Annotated in this window: 16 protein-coding genes and 1 tRNA gene; 3 read left to right on the top strand and 14 right to left on the bottom strand. The window is 73.8% G+C overall.

Features of this window, described 5'->3' with window-relative positions:
• Positions 1 to 2 precede the first annotated feature (2 nt).
• From BRM3_RS01050 to mobA, 6 genes are all read right to left on the bottom strand, one after another.
• Positions 3 to 278 carry a hypothetical protein gene (locus BRM3_RS01050; RefSeq protein WP_263594265.1) on the bottom strand — a complete coding sequence of 92 codons (276 nt, stop codon included), beginning with the start codon at positions 276 to 278 and terminating at the stop codon, positions 3 to 5.
• Positions 275 to 4960 carry a hypothetical protein gene (locus tag BRM3_RS01055; RefSeq protein ID WP_263595486.1) on the bottom strand — a complete coding sequence of 1562 codons (4686 nt, stop codon included), beginning with the start codon at positions 4958 to 4960 and terminating at the stop codon, positions 275 to 277. Before BRM3_RS01055 ends, BRM3_RS01050 begins: the two co-directional genes overlap by 4 nt.
• A 95-nt stretch (positions 4961 to 5055) precedes the next feature.
• On the bottom strand, positions 5056 to 5859 hold the full coding sequence (locus BRM3_RS01060) for a DeoR/GlpR family DNA-binding transcription regulator (protein WP_263595487.1): 804 nt from the start codon (positions 5857 to 5859) through the stop codon (positions 5056 to 5058).
• A gap of 39 nt (positions 5860 to 5898) precedes the next feature.
• A complete protein-coding gene (locus BRM3_RS01065; protein WP_263594266.1) occupies positions 5899 to 6528 on the bottom strand; it encodes a copper resistance CopC family protein in 630 nt (209 codons plus the stop codon).
• Between the two features lie 38 nt (positions 6529 to 6566).
• On the bottom strand, positions 6567 to 7352 hold the full coding sequence (locus BRM3_RS01070; RefSeq protein ID WP_263594267.1) for a nitrilase-related carbon-nitrogen hydrolase: 786 nt from the start codon (positions 7350 to 7352) through the stop codon (positions 6567 to 6569).
• Positions 7349 to 8008, bottom strand: coding sequence for a molybdenum cofactor guanylyltransferase (mobA, locus tag BRM3_RS01075; protein ID WP_263594268.1), 660 nt, complete (start codon positions 8006 to 8008; stop codon positions 7349 to 7351). The genes BRM3_RS01070 and mobA overlap by 4 nt, the downstream gene beginning before the upstream one ends.
• A 103-nt stretch (positions 8009 to 8111) precedes the next feature.
• Here mobA and BRM3_RS01080 point away from each other — a divergent pair.
• Positions 8112 to 8184: transfer RNA gene (locus BRM3_RS01080), tRNA-Arg, on the top strand.
• 139 nt (positions 8185 to 8323) lie between these two features.
• Here the strand turns inward: BRM3_RS01080 and BRM3_RS01085 are convergent.
• The 8 genes from BRM3_RS01085 to sucC form a co-directional block, all read right to left on the bottom strand.
• Positions 8324 to 8983, bottom strand: a complete 660-nt coding sequence (locus BRM3_RS01085; RefSeq protein WP_263594269.1) for an ATP-binding cassette domain-containing protein — start codon at positions 8981 to 8983, stop codon at positions 8324 to 8326.
• On the bottom strand, positions 8980 to 9750 hold the full coding sequence (locus tag BRM3_RS01090) for an ATP-binding cassette domain-containing protein (RefSeq protein WP_263594270.1): 771 nt from the start codon (positions 9748 to 9750) through the stop codon (positions 8980 to 8982). The genes BRM3_RS01085 and BRM3_RS01090 overlap by 4 nt, the downstream gene beginning before the upstream one ends.
• Before the next feature lie 139 nt (positions 9751 to 9889).
• On the bottom strand, positions 9890 to 10738 hold the full coding sequence (locus tag BRM3_RS01095) for a hypothetical protein (protein ID WP_263594271.1): 849 nt from the start codon (positions 10736 to 10738) through the stop codon (positions 9890 to 9892).
• Positions 10739 to 10814: 76 nt separating this feature from the next.
• Positions 10815 to 11747, bottom strand: a complete 933-nt coding sequence (locus BRM3_RS01100) for a C40 family peptidase (protein WP_263594272.1) — start codon at positions 11745 to 11747, stop codon at positions 10815 to 10817.
• A 195-nt stretch (positions 11748 to 11942) separates the two neighbouring features.
• Positions 11943 to 12668 (bottom strand): metal-dependent transcriptional regulator, encoded by a 726-nt coding sequence (locus tag BRM3_RS01105; RefSeq protein ID WP_318152424.1) that lies wholly within the window; start codon positions 12666 to 12668, stop codon positions 11943 to 11945.
• Between the two features lie 119 nt (positions 12669 to 12787).
• A complete protein-coding gene (locus BRM3_RS01110) occupies positions 12788 to 13669 on the bottom strand; it encodes a CPBP family intramembrane glutamic endopeptidase (RefSeq protein WP_263594273.1) in 882 nt (293 codons plus the stop codon).
• A 117-nt stretch (positions 13670 to 13786) separates the two neighbouring features.
• A complete protein-coding gene (gene sucD / locus BRM3_RS01115) occupies positions 13787 to 14677 on the bottom strand; it encodes a succinate--CoA ligase subunit alpha (RefSeq protein ID WP_263594274.1) in 891 nt (296 codons plus the stop codon).
• Positions 14678 to 14689: 12 nt separating this feature from the next.
• Positions 14690 to 15859, bottom strand: a complete 1170-nt coding sequence (sucC, locus tag BRM3_RS01120; protein WP_263594275.1) for an ADP-forming succinate--CoA ligase subunit beta — start codon at positions 15857 to 15859, stop codon at positions 14690 to 14692.
• Between the two features lie 154 nt (positions 15860 to 16013).
• On the opposite strand from sucC, the gene BRM3_RS01125 reads away from it, so the two are divergent.
• Positions 16014 to 16301, top strand: a complete 288-nt coding sequence (locus BRM3_RS01125; RefSeq protein WP_263594276.1) for a hypothetical protein — start codon at positions 16014 to 16016, stop codon at positions 16299 to 16301.
• A 27-nt stretch (positions 16302 to 16328) separates the two neighbouring features.
• Entirely contained in the window at positions 16329 to 16925 is a 597-nt protein-coding gene (locus BRM3_RS01130; RefSeq protein ID WP_263594277.1) for a hypothetical protein, read from the top strand.
• Position 16926 lies beyond the last annotated feature (1 nt).

The raw sequence follows: 16926 nt of genomic DNA on the forward strand, positions 1-16926 counted from the left end.
GCTCAGGCGCCCGTGCCCCAGTGCGGCGGGACGTCCCGGGCGATCCGCGCGTCGTTGCTCTCGTCGGCGCCCGGTTCGGGCCCCTCGTCGTGCAGACGGTCGGGCAGGACGGGCGCGTCGTCGGGACGGAGCCGCCGCGCGGCCTCCGGGTCGTCCCAGCTCATGGGCCGGCCCGTGATCGAGGAGACGACGACGCGGCGCGAGCCGGAGGCCCCGGCGCGCGTGCTCGGCGCGGGAGGCTCGGCGGGAGCCGGCTCGCCGCCCTCGGAGGGCCTCACAGCCGCTCCTGATAGCGGCGGATCGCGGACGCGATCGACACGTCGAGCAGGACCGAGCGCTTCTCGAAGCCGAGGAAGGCGCGAACCTCCGCCGCGAGCTGCTCCTCGAGGCGCGCGCGGCCGTCCGAGCAGATGTACTCGACCACCGCGTCGAAGTCCTCGGCCCCGTAGAACGCGTGGGGCTGGCCCGCGGGGATCTGGGGGTGCGGGAGCCGATGGCGCGGAGTGCCGATGCCGGGGGCGACGGCCGCGGCCGGGCCCTCCTGGGTGATCGCCACGAGCGCGCGCTCGACGGACTTGAGGATGCGCTCGGCCTCGCCCTCGGGGTCGATGAACAGGGCCCAGGACCAGACGCGCTCGGTGGCCCAGCCCGCGGCCTCGAGACGCTCGGCCCGCAGGCGGTCGCGCTCGCGCTGGCTCGCGGTGGCGACGTAGCGCTCCTCGTCGGTGTCGACGGCCACGAGATAGCGGCCGGGCAGGTCGGGGTGCCCGAGGGCGAGCTCGATACGGTCCTCGGTGAGCCCGTAGTCGGCCTCGACGACCAGACCCCGACGCCACAGGCGGTCGGCGAGGTCGGCCACGAGCGCACCCGCCGCGTCTGCATTGTGCTGGGGCGCAGGGATGTCATTGTGCTGGGGCGCATCGGGCGCGGGGGCATCGTCGTGCTGGGCGTCCTCGCGGTCGACGGCCGGGGCCTCGTCCTCCGTCGTCACGGCGTCGCCGGCCGCGGCCGGATCCACCGCGGTCTCGGGGGTCTCGCCGGTCTCGTCCCGGGTCTCCGCGGACTCGTGCGCCTCCGCACCCGCCTCGGCGGCCAGGGACGCATCGGCGTCCTCATCCGCACGAGCGCTCGACGGGTCGTCCTCGGCTCCCTCGGCCGTGGGCTCGGAATCCTCGAGCGCGGCTGCTGCGACGGCAGGATCATTGGCGGTCCCGTCCGCCTCCTGCTCGAGCGCATCGGCGGCCTCGTCGAGCTCGACCACGGCACTCTGCCCCGCCTCGCCGCCCTCGGTGGCGACCGTGGGAACCTCGGCCGTCGGTGGCGTCGGGGCTGCCGAGGCGGCGGGGACGGCCTCGCCGGGCTCCGGCTCGGCGGCGGCAGCGGCCTCGGCCGCCTGCTCGAGCGGATCCTCGCCGGTGTAGAGGTAGGTGAGCAGGTCGTGCAGGTCGCGGGCCCCCTGGGCACGCAGCCGGCTCGTGTCGAGGTCCTCGGTGCGCAGTCCCGAGACCACGGTGGTGCGGCCGCGCGAACGGGTCAGGGCCGAGACGATCGCCTTGCGGCCGCCCGCGCCCGACAGCGGGCCGAAGCGGTGGATGAGCCGCCCGTGCGGGGTCTTGCCGAAGCCGAGGGAGAGGATCACGTCGTCCCGGATCACGCTCGCGGCATGCTCGGCGGGCACGACCGTGAAGTACTCCGGGGAGTCGGGGTCGAAGAAGTCGCGCAACATCGGCACGACCCCGACGGTCTGCATCACGCGGTCGAGGACCGCGTGCGCGTGGGTGGGCGTGAGCGTGATGACGGCGAGCGACCGCTCGGGGCGGGTGCGGGCGTGCTCGATGACGAGGTCGGTCACGCGGCGCAGCTCGGCCTCGGTGCTCTCGACGTACTCGGCGCCGGGCATGACGGGGCCGCGGGCGCCGTCGACGAGCACGAGTCGGTCGGGCTCGCCGGCCTGGGGCGCGGGCACGGCGACCACGTCACCCGTGAGCGAGCGCCGCTGCGCGAAGGCCCGCAGGCCGCCGGTCGCGGGGTGCGGGTCGCGGCGCAGGGCGAACGAGGGGGCGACGTCGAGCACCTCGTCGAGCAGGGTCGGATCGTCCTCGCCCGCGTACTCGAGGGCGTCGCCGACGACGACGGTCTGGGCTCCGCGGGCGATCGCGGGCAGGGCGGCCCACGTGGGCAGGCGGCCGCCGTCGGCCACGATCACGACGTCGAAGTGGCGCCCGCGCGGCACGATCTGGGGCACGAGGAACGGCGAGGCGAGCCAGGTCGGGCGGGCCCGGTACAGGATGTCCTCGTACTTGGCGGCGAGGTCCCGCACCGAGGTGGTCGAGGAGCGGGACAGCTCCGCGATGGCCGCGCGGGAGGTGTCGGGGAAGCGCTTCATCGTCGCGACGAGCACGTCGTCGCTCGCGGCGCGGACCCGGTCGGACGAGCGCGAGATGCGCTCGGCGTCGAGGCGGCGGAAGCGCTCGGCGACCATCGACAGGGAGGTGCCGTCGTAGCGAGAGATGGTGGGCTCGGCGCCCGCGATGAGCTCCAGCACGCTGCGCCACCACGCGAGCTCGAGCTCGGCGGCCACCTGGTCCTCGCCGACCCGGCGGGCGCGCAGGTCCTCGACGAGCTCGCCGAGGCCGTCGAACGTGAGGCGCCGCAGGATGGTGGTGTGCCGGGGGATGGTCTCGAGCGAGTCGGCGTCCTCGTGCAGCCGGTCGAGCCGCGGGGCGAGCTCGTCGAAGGCGACGGAGGACAGCTCGCCGCCCTCCGGGGTGCCGGCGAGGAGCACGGCGAGCTCGTCGCACACGCCCTGGGCGCGGCGGGCCACGGTGGTCGCCTGGTCGAGGTCGGCGGGCACCCGGTGGGCGCGAGCCGTGGTCGCGCCGGGATCGGCGACCGCAGCCCAGGCCGAGCGCACGCGGCGCGCGTCGAGCAGCTCGGCGTGCACGTCGACGCCGCTGTCGGGCGATCGCAGCATCTCCTCGGCCTGGCGCACGAGGCGCCGGCGGGTGCCCCAGCCCATGTCGACGTGGTGGTCGACGCGCCACTGCTTGGTGGCGGTGGCCGCGATGAGGTCCGGGAGCGGGGCGGTGAAGACCGACGCGTGGAACACCGAGAGCACGCCGCAGACCCGCTCGAGCAGGGTCAGGCGCTCGTGGAAGGCGGTGAGGCAGGTGACGGGCGTGAGGCCCAGGTCCTCGCCGAGGGCGCGGGAGCGCTCGACGAGGCGCGGCAGGATGCCCTCGCGCAGCTCGTCGACGAGCTCGAGGGCGCGCGTGGCCTGGGTGTCGGTCGTGATCGTCGCGCCGAACCACGCGGTGTCCTCGGCGGTCGTGGACAGGGCGCCGGAGGCGGCGGCCTCGCGCAGGCCGTCGGCGAAGCGCTCGCGGTCCTCCCCGATCATGCGGGCGGCGACGTCGGCGGGCAGCCGCACGGTGGTGCGCGGCGAGGGGCGCAAGCGGGTCAGGCCCGCGAGCGCGGAGATCGCGGCGTGCGCGGAGACATCCCACGGGCGCTGGACGCGGTGCATCGCCTCGACGTGGCCCGAGAGGATCGAACGGGCCTCGCGCAGGGCGTCGGACTCCTCGAGCGGCGAGGAGGGGCGGAACGAGCCGGCCCGTCGCAGCGACATGAGCAGCGACTCGGAGGCGTTGCGCTGGAGCGCCGGATCGGGAGAGAGGTCGAACAGGAGGTCGCCGAGCTCGCGATCCTGGACGGACTGGGCGATGCGGGCGAGGCTGCGGCGCCGCTGGGAGACGACGAGCACGCTCTTGCCGCGCGCGTTGAGCTCGGCCAGGAGGTCCACCACGAGGTCGATCGAGTCGGTGCCCGGGGGCGTGGTCAGGGCGAGGTGGCCGCCGTCGAGGACGCGGGCGAGCGCCTCCTCGTGCTCGGGGTCGATCGCGGCCACGAGCTCCTGCTCGTCGATCGCGGTGGAGGTGCCGCGGCCGGCGACGGCGAGCTCCTCCCGGGCCTCCTCGTCGCCCGCGAGCGCGGCGACGAGGTCGCTCGCGACCCAGTCGGGCCGGTCGGTCGCGAGGTCGTCGGCGAGCGGTCCGGCGGTGTCCATGAGGTTGCCGACGACGAGGGCGTGGCTGACGCGGAAGCCGGGCAGCGGCTCGCCGAGCGCACGGAAGGCGTCGAGCACGGGGTTGGGGTCGAAGCCGTAGGGCCCGTCGGTCGTCGCGAGCAGGGCGCGGGCGTCGACCGCGACGCCGGCCTCGCGCAGGGCCCGCAGCAGCACCGGGTTCACGTCGACCGTGGCGTCGATCTCGAGGTCCACGTCCTCGCGGGCGTTGCCGCGCAGGCGCAACGTGAGGGGCCGCACGAGCACGGGGGCGTGCGGCGGCTCGCTCCCGTCGGCGGGCATCCAGGTGGCCTCGCCGATGCCGAGGTGGCACGTGGTCAGGCCGACCTCCTCGGCCTGACGCTCGGCGGTCTCGCGGATGGCTCGGGCGTGGGTGCGGGCGTCGGCGAGCGCCCCGACCTCGCGCACGAGCGAGGACAGGCGCGTCGCGCCCCGGCCGGCGAGGAGCTGGGCGAGGCCCGACGGATGGGAGTGGGTGAGGTCGAGGACATGGTCGCCCGCGCGCATCTGGGTGAGGAAGGACGGGCCGTCGACGCTCGAGGTGACGGTGCTCGTCCAGCGGTCGAGGGCCTCCCCCACCCGGTCGGCCCGGCTGAGCGGACGGTCGTCGAGCACCGGGCGGGGCAGGCCGTCCTCGGTCTGCTCCGGCGCGATGTCCGCCCGGGTGGACCCGTTCGTGCTGCGCACGGCGATGTCGATCCCCCCGGTCGGGTGCGCGTCCGGGGCGGCAGCGGTGCGCGACGCCCTCGGGCGGTCGGCGGCGTCGCCGAGGGAGGCGCCGTCGGAGGAGCCGGCGGGCGCGGGGGGACGCACGCGATCGGCACTCGGCACGGCGTCGGCGGGGGGACGGCGCTTGGACCGGGAGAACTTCCACATCACGCGCCTACGTTACCGGGCGCCCGCACCCGCGGGCCGCAGGCGTGCCGCGGTCCGGACGGGGCCGTGGTCACAGCCCGCGCGGCCGATCGCGGTCAGGCCTCGTGCAGGCGCACTTCGCGGTCGCGCAGATGCTCGCGGATCGCCGGCGGGACCTCCCCGGCGACGACGAGGTCGGTGAGGGCACCGAGCGGGCAGATCCCGGCCATCGCCCGCTGCCCGAACTTGTCGGCCGTGGCGAGCCCGACCACGCGTCGGGAGTGGCCGATCATGGTGCGCGTGACCGAGGCCTCGGCGTCGGAGTGGCAGGTGAGGCCGGCCTCGACGTCGAGACCGATCATGCCGACGAACATGACGTCGAGCCACAGGTCGCGCATCGTCGCGGTCGCGAGCGGGCCGGTCAGCTCGAAGGAGTGGGGCTCGGCGACGCCGCCGAGCACGACGGTGCGCACGCTCGGGCGCAGCACGGCCTCGATCGCGATGTTGAGGGCGGCGCACACGACGGTCAGGCCGGGGGCGCCCTCGTGACCGGCGATGTCGGGGCGGGCGAGGATCCGGCGCGCCGTGGTGGAGGTGGTGCGCCCACCGTTGAAGCCGACGATCTGCCCCTCGGTGACGAGCGTGGACGCGGCGGCGGCGACGGTCTCGCGGGCCGAGCCCTCGAGGTCGGCGGCGCGCGGCCCGGCGGCAAGGGAGTAGGCGACGTCGATCGCGACGATGCCGCCGTGGGTGCGGCGTGCGAGCTGGGCCTTCTCCATCTCCACGAAGTCGCGGCGGACCGTGGACTCGCTGATGTCGAGCTGGCGGGCGACGTCGGCGACCAGGAGGCGGCGGTCGCGCGCCAGGAGGGACAGGATGTGGTCCCAGCGGCTGGACTTGTCGTGCGGCGGCGTCGGCATGCTCACGCGCTCATTATGCGCATCGGCCCCGGGCGAGGCTCAGTCGCGGCGACGGCGGCCGCGGACGACGACCACGATCCCGATCACGACGATGACGACGATCACGGCGAGGATCGCGACGAGGACGCCGGCGCTCATGCCGCTCGTCGTCTCCTGCGAGGAGGTGCTCGACGTCTCGGCGGACGGGGACGGCGCGGCGGTCGCGGAGCTGGGGGCGGCGGTCGTGGGCTCGGCGCTCGCGGACGCGCTGTCCGTGGGGGCCGGCGCCTGCGCGACCTGGAAGCTGAACGTGCCCTCGATGGGGTGCCCGTCCTCGGAGACCACGCGCCAGTCGACGGTGGTCGTGCCCGCCGGCAGGGCCGAGGGCAACGTCACGGTCGCGGTGTGGTCGCCGATCGTGGGCGCGCCCTCGAAGACCACCGTGCCGTCTTCGGCGGTGACACGGGCCATCGGCTCGACGTCGAGCGGCGTCGCCGAGAACGTGAGGGTGATGGTCTGGGGCGAGGTCTCGAGCTGGGCGCCGTCGGCCGGGTCCGAGGAGAGCAGGCGGTCGTGGGCGAGCGCGGCGCTCGGGGCGCCGAGCACGAGCAGACCCACGAGGAGCGCGAGGAGGGTGGGCAGCAGGCGGGAGCGGCCCGGGGCGGCAGGAGCGGTGATCGGTGCGGACACGGCGCACAGCCTAGTAGCGCAGCGCCGTCCGTCCCACGTCAGGGAGCCAGCGGCACCCGGTGGCGCAGGACGGGCAGGGACGCGCGCGCCCGGTCCACGTCGTCGCGCTCGAGGTCGACGACGAGCATGCCCTCGCCGCGGTCGAGCTCGTCGAGCACGACGCCGAGCGGGGAGACGACGGCGCTGTGGCCGACGCCGCGCGTGGCGGGCGCCGGGTCCGGCGGCGGGGCCTGGTCGGCTGCGAGCACGAAGACGGTGGCGTCGAGGGCGCGCGCCCGGAGCAGGAGGTGCCACTGCTCGAGCTTGCCGGCCCCGTCGGCCCAGGCCGCGGGGAGGACCACGGCGTGCGCGCCGCGGTCGGCGAGGGCCTGGAACTGCTCGGGGAAGCGCACGTCGTAGCAGGTCGCGAGGCCCAGGCGCCATCCGTCGACGTCGACCGTGCGCAGGGCCTCCCCCGGTGCGATGGTGTCGGACTCGCGCGTGCCGAACGCGTCGTACAGGTGGATCTTGTCGTAGTCGGCGTGCAGGTCCCGTCCGCGCACGATGACGGTGTTGTGCACGCGTCCGTCGCCGGCCTCGGTGAAGCTGCCGGCGATCGCGACCACGTCGGCCTGCTCGGCGGCGCCGGTGACGGCGGCGTCGAGGGCGCGCGCGTGCTCGCGTGCCGCGGCCCGCAGGTCGGTGCCGAACGGCGCGAGGGTCGCCTCGGGCAGCACGACGACCCGCGCGCCCCGAGCGGCGGCGCGGGCGATGGCGTCCTGGGCGCGGGCGGGGTTCTCGGCGGCGTCCTCGGAGACCGTGAGCTGGACCAGGGCGATCCTCATCGTGTCCTCCGTGCGGGAACGGGCGGCGGGGCGTCGGGCGGGGCCAGACGGGAGCGGGCCCGCGCGAGGTCCTCGGGGGTGTCGATGTCCTCGACGTCGCCGGGGTCGAGGTCGAGACTCTCGATCTCGTCGGGACCGAGGGTCGTATACAGGACGCGCATGCTCACCGCGTCGGCGCCGTCGACTGTGGCGACATTCAGGCCCGACACCAGGCGCGGGTAGGGCCACACGGCGCACAGGAACTGCAGGTGACCGGTCGCGTCGACGGTGGTGCGCACGCGCGTGGGGTCTCCCGCGCGCAGGGCGGCGAGCGTGCGCGGGCGCAGGTGGGGCATGTCGCCGCCGAGCACCGCCACCTCTCCCCCGTCGGCGGGGAGCAGCCGCTGCGTGTCGATCTCCTGGACGGCCCGGGCCAGAGCCGCGACGGGGCCGCCGAAGGGCGGGTCCTCGCGCACCACGAGCGTGCGGGAGCCGGTCTGCACGTCGTCGTCGGGACCCACCACGATGCGCACGGCGCCCTCGCACGCGGCGAGCACCCGGTCGAGCGCGGAGGGGCCCGCGAGCGGCACGCGGGTCTTGGCGATGCCGCCCAGGCGGCGCGCACGGCCGCCCGCGAGGATCACGGCCACGAGGGGGCCGGGCGCATCGGGGTGCATGCCGTCATCGTGCCACGGACCCTCGCCCCGGCACCGAGGCGCGGCTCGCGGGGGTCCCGATGGCGTGCCGTACGATGGTCCGGGCCGTGATCGCGGCCCATGGGCCCCCGTAGCTCAGGGGATAGAGCACTTCTCTCCTAAAGAAGGTGTCGCGCGTTCGAATCGCGCCGGGGGCACGCATTTGACGTGCATCTTTGCGTGCCGTCGGGCGCCCATTCGTGGACGATCCGATCCTTCATCCATTTCGCGCGAAAAGCGCGCTAGACGGCCGTGCCCATATATACCATTTCATCGCGACTCACTGGGCGCATCGCATCACCACGACCCTCCTGCAGGGATCAGGTCTCCTCCTTCATCAGGCTTCGCTTTCTGCAGATAAGGTCGTTCCGCCAATCCCGCCACCCCGGTAAGCCAGTATTCAACTCCGTCGACGCCGGCCTGATTCGCAGTAGTGAGGACGTCGAATCGATTTGCCGGAAATCGCTTCGTACGCAATTTCGACGCGACCCGCTGGGCCTGGCCGCCCGAGATCTCGGCGCGCCGCCGGTGGAGGAACTCCGAGGTAAGGTGCACGCGCTCGAGCGCCTCGAGAGCCAGGCGACGGTGGTCTCCGGGCAGCTGGAGACGGCGCAGCGGATCCGTCACGAGCTGCTCGATCGTCATGCGCGGATCGAGGCTGCCCGCGGGGTCCTGCGGGACGTACTGCACGAGTCGCCGGTACCAGCGCAGGCGGGAGACCCGGCCGGGCTGCACCGGGCGGCTGTCGCAGCGCACCGTCCCGGCGGTGGGGCGCTCGAGGGCGAGCAGGATGCGCAGCAGGGTGGTCTTGCCCGATCCCGAGCAGCCGATGAGCGCGAGGCGCTCCCCGGGGGCGAGGCGCACGTCCACGCCGCGTAGGGCCGCGACCACGTCCCGGCCACCTCGGGAGGGGAAGGTCCGGGCGAGGGCGGTGCCCTCGAGCAGGGGGGTGCTCATCCGGCGAGCACCTCCGCCCGCGCCCCGGCCTCGACCACGAGCGCGCGCGTGACGGCGTGGTGCGGGGCGGCGAGCAGGTCGGCGCACGGGCGGTCCTCGACGATGCGGCCGCGGTCGATGACGACCACGCGGTCGCGCAGCGCGGCGGCGACCGCGAGGTCGTGGGTGATGAACAGGATCGCGGCCTCGCGCAGGGCAGGGGAGCGCAGGGCGCGCAGCACGGCGGCCTGGCTCACGACGTCGAGCGCCGTGGTGGGCTCGTCGGCGATCACGAGACGGGAGCGGCACGCGAGTGCGAGGGCGATGCACACGCGCTGACGCTGGCCGCCGGACAGCTCGGCGGGGAAGGAGGCGAGGATGCGCGCGGGGTCCTCGAGCCCGGCCTCGGCGAGCAGGCGGTGCGCCTCGGTGCGGGCGCGCTCGGCGGTGAGCGTGCGGCGCAGCGGCATCTGGAGCTGGGCTCCGACGCGATGGAGGGGGTTGAGGGCGTCGGCGCTGTCCTGCTGGACGAGGGCGACGCCGGTGGTGCCGGGGCGGCATCCGCGCACGGAGCGGCCGTGGACCTCGACGGTGCCGTGCATCGTGAGCGCCGGTGAGACGGTGCCCGCGATGACGGAGGTCAGGAGGGACTTGCCGGAGCCGGAGCGGCCGATCAGGGCGACCCGTTCGCCCGGGGCGATGTCGAGATCGACGCCGGCCAGGAGGTCGCCGGCATCACGGGAGGTCAGCCGGAGGCCCTCCACGTGGACGAGGGGGGTGACGGTCATGGGCTGTCCTGCGCTTCCTGGGGTACCGGACGTGGGGCGGGGCGGTGCCGTGATCGAAGCTAACCGACATGAGAATCAGTACCAAATAGGGAGCGCAGAGAGGCCCCCAGGAGAGACCGGGGTCACCTCGCGGTCTGCGTCAGCGGGTCGTGGTGTCGCGTCGGCGGCTGCTCGCGACGCCGACCGCGACCGCGGAGACCACGATCACGAGCGCCCCGGCGCCGATCTGCGCGATGGCCGGCACGAACATGTCCACGGCGAGACGCTTCTCGAAGGCGCCGACGAGCGTGCCGAGGATCCGGGCGTTCTCGATCGAGTCGGGCACGAGCGCCGAGACGCCCTGCGTCGCGAGCATCAGCACGGCGCCCGCGAGCAGGGTCGCGACGCCCAGCACGATGCCGATCGTCCCGCGACGCGAGGCGAGCACGAGACCGAGCGCCGCGGCGCCGAGCGAGGCCCAGCCGATCCAGGACGACAGTCCCCCGAAGGCCGTGATCCGGCCGGGCCACGCGGAGGCGGGGATGGTGATGATCGTCAGGTGCAGCACGTCGGCGTCGGGGATGTCGATGTCCACGCCGATGGTCTCCCCGATCGGTGCCGCGAGCTCGTCGACGTAGGGGTTCAGATCGGCGACCACGGTGCCGCCGTCGGGGTCCATGAGCGTCGCGTGCAGGTCGTCCATCGAGTCGGCCCAGATGGTCGCGAACGCCGTGGACTGGGTGAGCTTCTGCGCCTGGCCCTCGATCGCGGTCTCGAGCGGGGAGCGGAGGAAGCGGGGCACGTCCACCTGGTCGAGCACGCCCTCGACCGCGGCGTCGGCGACGTCCTGCTGGAACTGCTCGTTGCCGCCGAGCGGCTCGGCGACCGCGAGGAACCCGTCGCGGTCCACGATCGTCGACTGGGTCCAGGCGGACGGCGCCCACAGGGCGAGGCCGACGGCGCCGAGCACGACGAGGACGGCGGCGAGCAGATCACGGGCGAGACTCATGGGGATCACCCTAGCCAGAGGACGCCGAAAGGCCCGCCCCGAAGGGCGGGCCTCTCGATCAGGCGTGAGGCGAGGCTCAGCCGATGCGGACGTAGGTCCAGCTCGCGGACCACATCTTGCGCTCGGACGTGTCCTTCTTGGAGTTGCCGGCGTCGATGATCGTGCCGTTGCCGGCGTAGATGCCGACGTGGCCGGGGGTGTAGACGAGGTCGCCGGGGCGTGCCTCGGACTTCGAGATCACGGTGCCCTTGGCCTTCTGCGCCGACGCCGAGTGGGGCAGCGAGATGCCGTGCTGGGCGTAGACCCACGAGGTGAAGCCCGAGCAGTCCCAGCCGGAGCGGGTCGAGCCGCCGTAGACGTAGGGGGTGCCGATGCCGCTGCGGGCGGTGTCGACGATCGAGCTGCCGGAGGCGGCGGAGGCCGGGGCCTCGTCCGAGGACTCCTGGGCGGCGGCCTTCGTGCTGGACTTCTTCGAGCTCGAGCTCGAGGTCGACTCGGAGTCGTCCGAGGAGGACGAGTTGGAGCTGGACTTCTCGGAGTCCGACGACGACGTGGTGGAGGACTTCTTCGAGCTGGACGACGTCGAGCTCGGCGACGCGTCGTCATCGTCTTGCGCGGCGGAGCGCGAGGTGCCGCGGCTCGCCGAGGCGGTGTCGTCGTCCTGGGTGTCGGCGGCCTTCTCGGTCTTCTCGACCGGCTTGGGCTTCTCGACCGGCTTGGCCTTGATGGACAGGCTCGCGGCGGCGGACTCGATGCCCGCGCCGTACGCGGTGGGCGAGGCGGTGGCGCTCGCGGAGGGGATCGCGACGGCGGGAGCCGTCTGCGGGGCGGCGGTCACACCGGTCGACTCGGCGCCCGCCGGGGCCTGGCCGTCGGCGAGGGCCACGCTGCTGCCGCCGACCAGGAGGCCGGCGGTGATCGCGGCGCCCGCGGCGTTGCGTCCGATGCGCACGGCCGGGGTCACGGGGCGCATGGCGCGACGGTGGGTGTTGATGCTGCGGTTCGACACGTCTGAATCTCCTGACCCGGGGCGAAGCCCCCTCCCGCCCCAAGCTCGCTGGCGTTCCCTCGCCCTCGACCCGGGTGCGGGATGGGATCCCGGGGAGGACGACCGCATCTCATGCGGCACGGCTAGAACTCTAAGAGCGGGCGCCGGCGGTTCCGAGGGCGCAGAACGGCTCTGGGAAAGACTTTGACGGTCCCTTTACTCCGGGGTCGCGGGGGCGACGGTGAGCTGACCTGCGACGTCGCGCGGCACGATGAGCGCCTCGTGGCCGTCCGCGGCGAGACCCAGCTCACCGCCGATGCGCTCGGCCGTCATCCGGGCTCCGGCGACGATGCCGTGACGTGCGAGATCGCGCAGGAGGTCGACGTCGCTCTGGGCGCGCTCCCCGATCCGGTCCAGGCGGATGGTGATCGAGCCGTCGCCGGTCTCCAGCTCCGTCAAGGTGACGAGATCCTTGACCCCGCCTTTACCCTCGGGTGTGGCCGGGGTCTCCTGGAGCCGGACGCCCAGCTCGTCGAGGCCCGGGATCGGGTTGCCGTAGGGATCGAGGTACGGCGGCGCCACGAGCTCGGCGATCCGCTTCTCGACGTCCTGGCTCATGACGTGCTCCCAGCGGCACGCCTCCTCGTGCACGAGGGCGTAGTCCAGCCCGATGGTGTCGAGGAGGTGGCGCTCGGCCAGGCGGTGCTTGCGCATCACGTCCTTGGCGATCGCCGAGCCCTTGGGGGTCAGGTGGATGTGGCGGTCCTCGTCGAGGTGCAGGAGGTCGTCGCGCTCCATGCGGGCGACCGTCTGGGAGACCGTGGGACCCGAGTGGCCCAGCCGCTCGGCGATGCGTGCGCGCATCGGGACGATGCCCGCCTCCTCGAGCTCGAACACCGTCTTGAGGTACATCTCGGTGGTGTCGATGAGGTCGCCGCTCACGGGTGCTCCTGTGGTGGAAGGTCCAGGGCCGGGCACGCCGCCCCACGATCACGACACGGCGTCGGATCCCGCCCCAGTCTATCCATGTCAGGGCTCTCCCCGCCCGTGTCCAGGAGGGCTCAGACGACGAGGCCGACGAGGTGGACGAGGACGGCGAAGCCGTTGAGCAGCACGTGCCCCAGCACGCACGCCTCGAGGCGACGCCATCGCCTCCAGATGAGCCCGAGGGCGAGCCCCGTCGTGCCCTGGAGCGTGATCGCCTGGAGCGCGTCGGCCCACAGGGGGCCGTCGCCGTGCGAGGTCGCATGCATGAGCCCGAACAGGAGGGAGGCCCACAGCAGTCCCGCCGTCGGCCCGCACCACGCCTCGAGCCGGGTCTGCAGGAGCCGGCGGTAGAGCAGCTCCTCCCCGAAGCCCGCCGTGAGGGCGGTCGCGACCGCCGCGACCAGGAGCGGGGCGAGCGGGGGCCACGCGGGCGGGGCGCCCTGCGAGAGGGGGCCGACGGTCGAGGTGACGCCCAGCAGCACGGCGGGCAGCAGCGGCACCCACCACCGCGGCGACGGCTGTTCGATCGTGAGGCTCGGCCCTCCCCGCCGCGCGAGCAGGCCGAGGGCGGTCAGCGGGACGAGGATGAACAGCACCGCCTTGACGAGCACGTAGTCCTCGGGGAGCGGCAGGAACGGCACGAGCGCCGGGAAGCCGAGGGCGACGAGCAGCAGGCCCGCCGTCTCCGCCCGCAGCCGCCGCGGGCGCCGGGGCACGACCCGGGAGGCGCCGGCTCCTCGCGGCAGCGCGAGCGTCAGCCCGACGGCCAGGACGCTCGGGATCAGGAGCAGCAGGACCGGTCGGGGCGCGTAGCCGGGATCGGAGGAGACGACGACGCCGTCGGGGTGGCGGACGAGCGTCGTCACGATCGCGACGGCGAACAGCGCCGCGGGCACGGCGACGAGCAGGCGGGTCCGCGGTCGTCGCCCCGCCGCGGCGTCAGGTTCGGGGATCATCCGTCCATCGTGCGGGGCGGCGCGGGGCGGCGCCTCCTCCGGAGGGACGAGATCCGACACGACGGGCCCCGGCACGTCGTGCGTGCCGGGGCCCGTGGCGGGTGCTCGAGCGGGTGCTCAGCCCTTGTTCTTGATGATCTCGCGCATCAGGTCGGCGGCCTCGGTGGGGGTCTTGCCCACCTTGACGCCGGCGGCCTCGAGGGCCTCCTTCTTGGCCTGGGCGGTGCCCGCGGAGCCCGAGACGATCGCGCCCGCGTGGCCCATCGTCTTGCCCTCGGGGGCGGTGAAGCCCGCGACGTAGCCGACGACCGGCTTGGTCATGTGCTCGGAGATGTACGCGGCCGCGCGCTCCTCGGCGTCGCCGCCGATCTCGCCGATCATGACGACGGCCTCGGTCTCCGGGTCCGCCTCGAAGGCCTCGAGGGCGTCGATGTGGGTGGTGCCGATGACGGGGTCGCCGCCGATGCCGATGCACGTCGTGAAGCCGATGTCGGACAGCTCGTACATCATCTGGTAGGTCAGGGTGCCCGACTTCGAGACGAGGCCCAGCTTTCCGGCGCCCGTGATGTTGGCGGGGATGATGCCGGCGTTGGACTGCCCGGGGCTGATGATGCCCGGGCAGTTGGGGCCGATGATCCGGGTGGTGCCGGAGGCCAGGGCGGCGTTGACGAACTCCGCGGAGTCCTTGACCGGGATGCCCTCGGTGATGACGATGAGCAGCCCGATGCCGGCCTCGATGGCCTCCATCGCGGCGCCCTTGGCGAACTTCGGCGGGACGAAGACGACGGAGACGTCGGCGCCCGTCTTCTCCATCGCCTCGGCGACGGAGCCGAACACGGGGACGGAGTGGCCGCCCTCGAAGTCGACGCTCGTGCCGGCCTTGCGGGGGTTCACGCCGCCGACGACGGCGGTGCCCGAGTCGAGCATGCGCTGGGAGTGCTTCATGCCCTCCGAGCCGGTCATGCCCTGGACGATGACCTTGCTGGTGCTGTCAAGGAAGATCGACATGGTGGGTGGGGCTCACTTTCCGTTCGCGGCCAGCTCGGCGACCTTGGCGGCGCCGCCGTCCATGGTGTCCGCGAGCGTGACGAGGGGATGGTTGGCGTCGGCGAGGATCTGGCGACCCTCCTCGACCTTGTTGCCGTCCAGGCGCACGACGAGCGGCTTGGTGGCGGTGTCGCCGAGCTTGTCGAGCGCTCCCACGATGCCGTTGGCGACCGCGTCGCACGCGGTGATGCCGCCGAAGACGTTGACGAACACGGCGCGCACCTGGTCGTCGCCCAGGATCACGTCGAGACCGTTGGCCATGACCTCCGCGGAGGCGCCGCCGCCGATGTCGAGGAAGTTCGCGGGCTTCACGCCGTGCGCCTCACCGGCGTAGGCGACCACGTCGAGGGTGGACATGACCAGGCCCGCGCCGTTGCCGATGATGCCGACCTCGCCGTCGAGCTTGACGTAGTTGAGGTCGAGCGCCTTGGCCTTGGCCTCGAGCGGGTCCTCGGCCCGGGCGTCGACGAGCGCGGCGTGGTCCTCGTGGCGGAAGGAGGCGTTGTCGTCGAGGGTGACCTTGCCGTCGAGGGCGACGATGTCGCCCGCGCCGGTCTTGACGAGGGGGTTGACCTCGACGAGGGTCGCGTCCTCGCCCTGATACACGTCCCACAGCCTCTCGAGCACGGGCGCGATCTTGCCGCCGGTCTCGGCGTCGAAGCCCGCGGCCTCGACGATCCGGGCGGCGGTGGCCTCGTCGATCCCGACGTTGGGGTCGACGGCGACGCGCGCGAGGGCCTCGGGGCGCTCGACGGCGAGCTGCTCGATCTCCATGCCCCCCTCCTTGGAGCACATGGCGAGGTAGTTGCGGTTGGCGCGGTCGAGCAGGAGGGAGAAGTAGTACTCCTCGGCGATGTCGGCGCCCGCGGCGATCATGACGCGGTGGACCGTGTGGCCCTTGATGTCCATGCCGAGGATCTCGGCGGCCTTCTGCTCGGCCTCCTCGGGCGACTTCGCGACCTTGACGCCGCCGGCCTTGCCGCGGCCGCCGGTCTTGACCTGGGCCTTGACGACGACCACCGGGGTGCCGAGCTGCTGGGCGGCCGCCTTGGCGGCCGCGGGATCCTCCGCGACGACTCCTCCGAGCACGGGCACGCCGTGCTTCTCGAAGAGGTCGCGGGCCTGGTATTCGAACAGGTCCACGGGTGATTGTTCCTCTCGATGTCGACAGGGGGCGGCCGATCGCCGTGCGACCGGGGGACCGTCCCTGGTAGAGCAAGCAGGGCAAGCCTAACGTCACGGCGTGCCCGGAGGGCTCGCCCAGGGAGCGGGGTGGCCGCGCGGCTACGATGGGGCGGTGGCTCCCCGATCCCGGTCCTTCACCGGACGGATCCGCGATCAGCTCCTCTTCAGCGTGGTCGCGGTCGTCGTCCTCTTCATCGCGCTGCGCCTGCTGGGCGTGCGGTCCACCGTCCCGAGCCTCTTCCTGTCGGTGCTGCTGACGCTCGCGCTGAACGTCGGACTCTCGTACTGGGGTGAGGCGCGGGCCCGCAGCGCGCGGCGCCGATCCGCGACCCGGCCGGCCCGCGGCACGACCCGCCATACCGGCGGCGGGGACATCCGCTGGCGCGACGAGGACCGCTGAGGGCGCCGGAGAGCGTGAGGAGCTGAGATGGCCGACTGGAAGACGTACGCGAAGGCGGCGGGCAACACCGCCCGCAAGCAGGGCGCGGCGGCGCGATCGAGCGCCTCGGTCTACACGCGCGCTGCGCGCAGCACCGCCCAGCGCCAGGCGCCCGAGGCGCAGCGCGCGATCCGGCGCTCGCGCGACGGGGCGCGGCGCACCGCGGCCGCCTACACCGTCGTCGCCGGGCGGCGTGCGCGCCGGGCCCGGCTCGGGCAGCGGCTCAAGAACGCGTTCCGCGATGCCGTGCTGGTCGGCGCCTCGCTCGGCGCGATCTGGTTCATCGTCACGCGCACGGGCGCGCAGATCCCCTTCGCCGCGGTCGCCGCGGTGATCCTCGTGCTCATGGTGGTGCGCTTCGGCTATGCGCTGTTCGCCCGCACGGACACGACCGTCGACGAGGACAACGACCTGGCCGGCGGCTTCGGCGAGCGGTGGGACAGCGCGGACGACGACGAGCGGGAGTTCGACCCGCGCGAGGCCGCGGAGCACGAGGCCCGCGCACGTGAGGCCCGGGCACGCGAGACCGCGGCGGTCGAGGCCGAGGAGCCGGCGCCGCGGTCGAGGAGCCGGCGCCGCCGCTGAT

Source organism: Brachybacterium huguangmaarense (genome assembly GCF_025725725.1).
GTDB classification, from domain to species: Bacteria; Actinomycetota; Actinomycetes; order Actinomycetales; family Dermabacteraceae; genus Brachybacterium; species Brachybacterium huguangmaarense.

What these genes read in the sequence shown, in the direction of transcription:
- BRM3_RS01130 (WP_263594277.1), top strand. Translation starts at nt 16,329, where the DNA reads ATGGCCGACTGGAAGACGTACGCGAAGGCGGCGGGCAACACCGCCCGC.
- BRM3_RS01060 (WP_263595487.1), bottom strand. Translation starts at nt 5,859, where the DNA reads ATGCCGACGCCGCCGCACGACAAGTCCAGCCGCTGGGACCACATCCTG.
- mobA (WP_263594268.1), bottom strand. Translation starts at nt 8,008, where the DNA reads ATGCACCCCGATGCGCCCGGCCCCCTCGTGGCCGTGATCCTCGCGGGC.
- BRM3_RS01090 (WP_263594270.1), bottom strand. Translation starts at nt 9,750, where the DNA reads ATGACCGTCACCCCCCTCGTCCACGTGGAGGGCCTCCGGCTGACCTCC.
- BRM3_RS01110 (WP_263594273.1), bottom strand. Translation starts at nt 13,669, where the DNA reads ATGATCCCCGAACCTGACGCCGCGGCGGGGCGACGACCGCGGACCCGC.
- BRM3_RS01055 (WP_263595486.1), bottom strand. Translation starts at nt 4,960, where the DNA reads ATGTGGAAGTTCTCCCGGTCCAAGCGCCGTCCCCCCGCCGACGCCGTG.
- BRM3_RS01095 (WP_263594271.1), bottom strand. Translation starts at nt 10,738, where the DNA reads ATGAGTCTCGCCCGTGATCTGCTCGCCGCCGTCCTCGTCGTGCTCGGC.
- BRM3_RS01085 (WP_263594269.1), bottom strand. Translation starts at nt 8,983, where the DNA reads ATGAGCACCCCCCTGCTCGAGGGCACCGCCCTCGCCCGGACCTTCCCC.
- BRM3_RS01070 (WP_263594267.1), bottom strand. Translation starts at nt 7,352, where the DNA reads ATGAGGATCGCCCTGGTCCAGCTCACGGTCTCCGAGGACGCCGCCGAG.
- sucD (WP_263594274.1), bottom strand. Translation starts at nt 14,677, where the DNA reads ATGTCGATCTTCCTTGACAGCACCAGCAAGGTCATCGTCCAGGGCATG.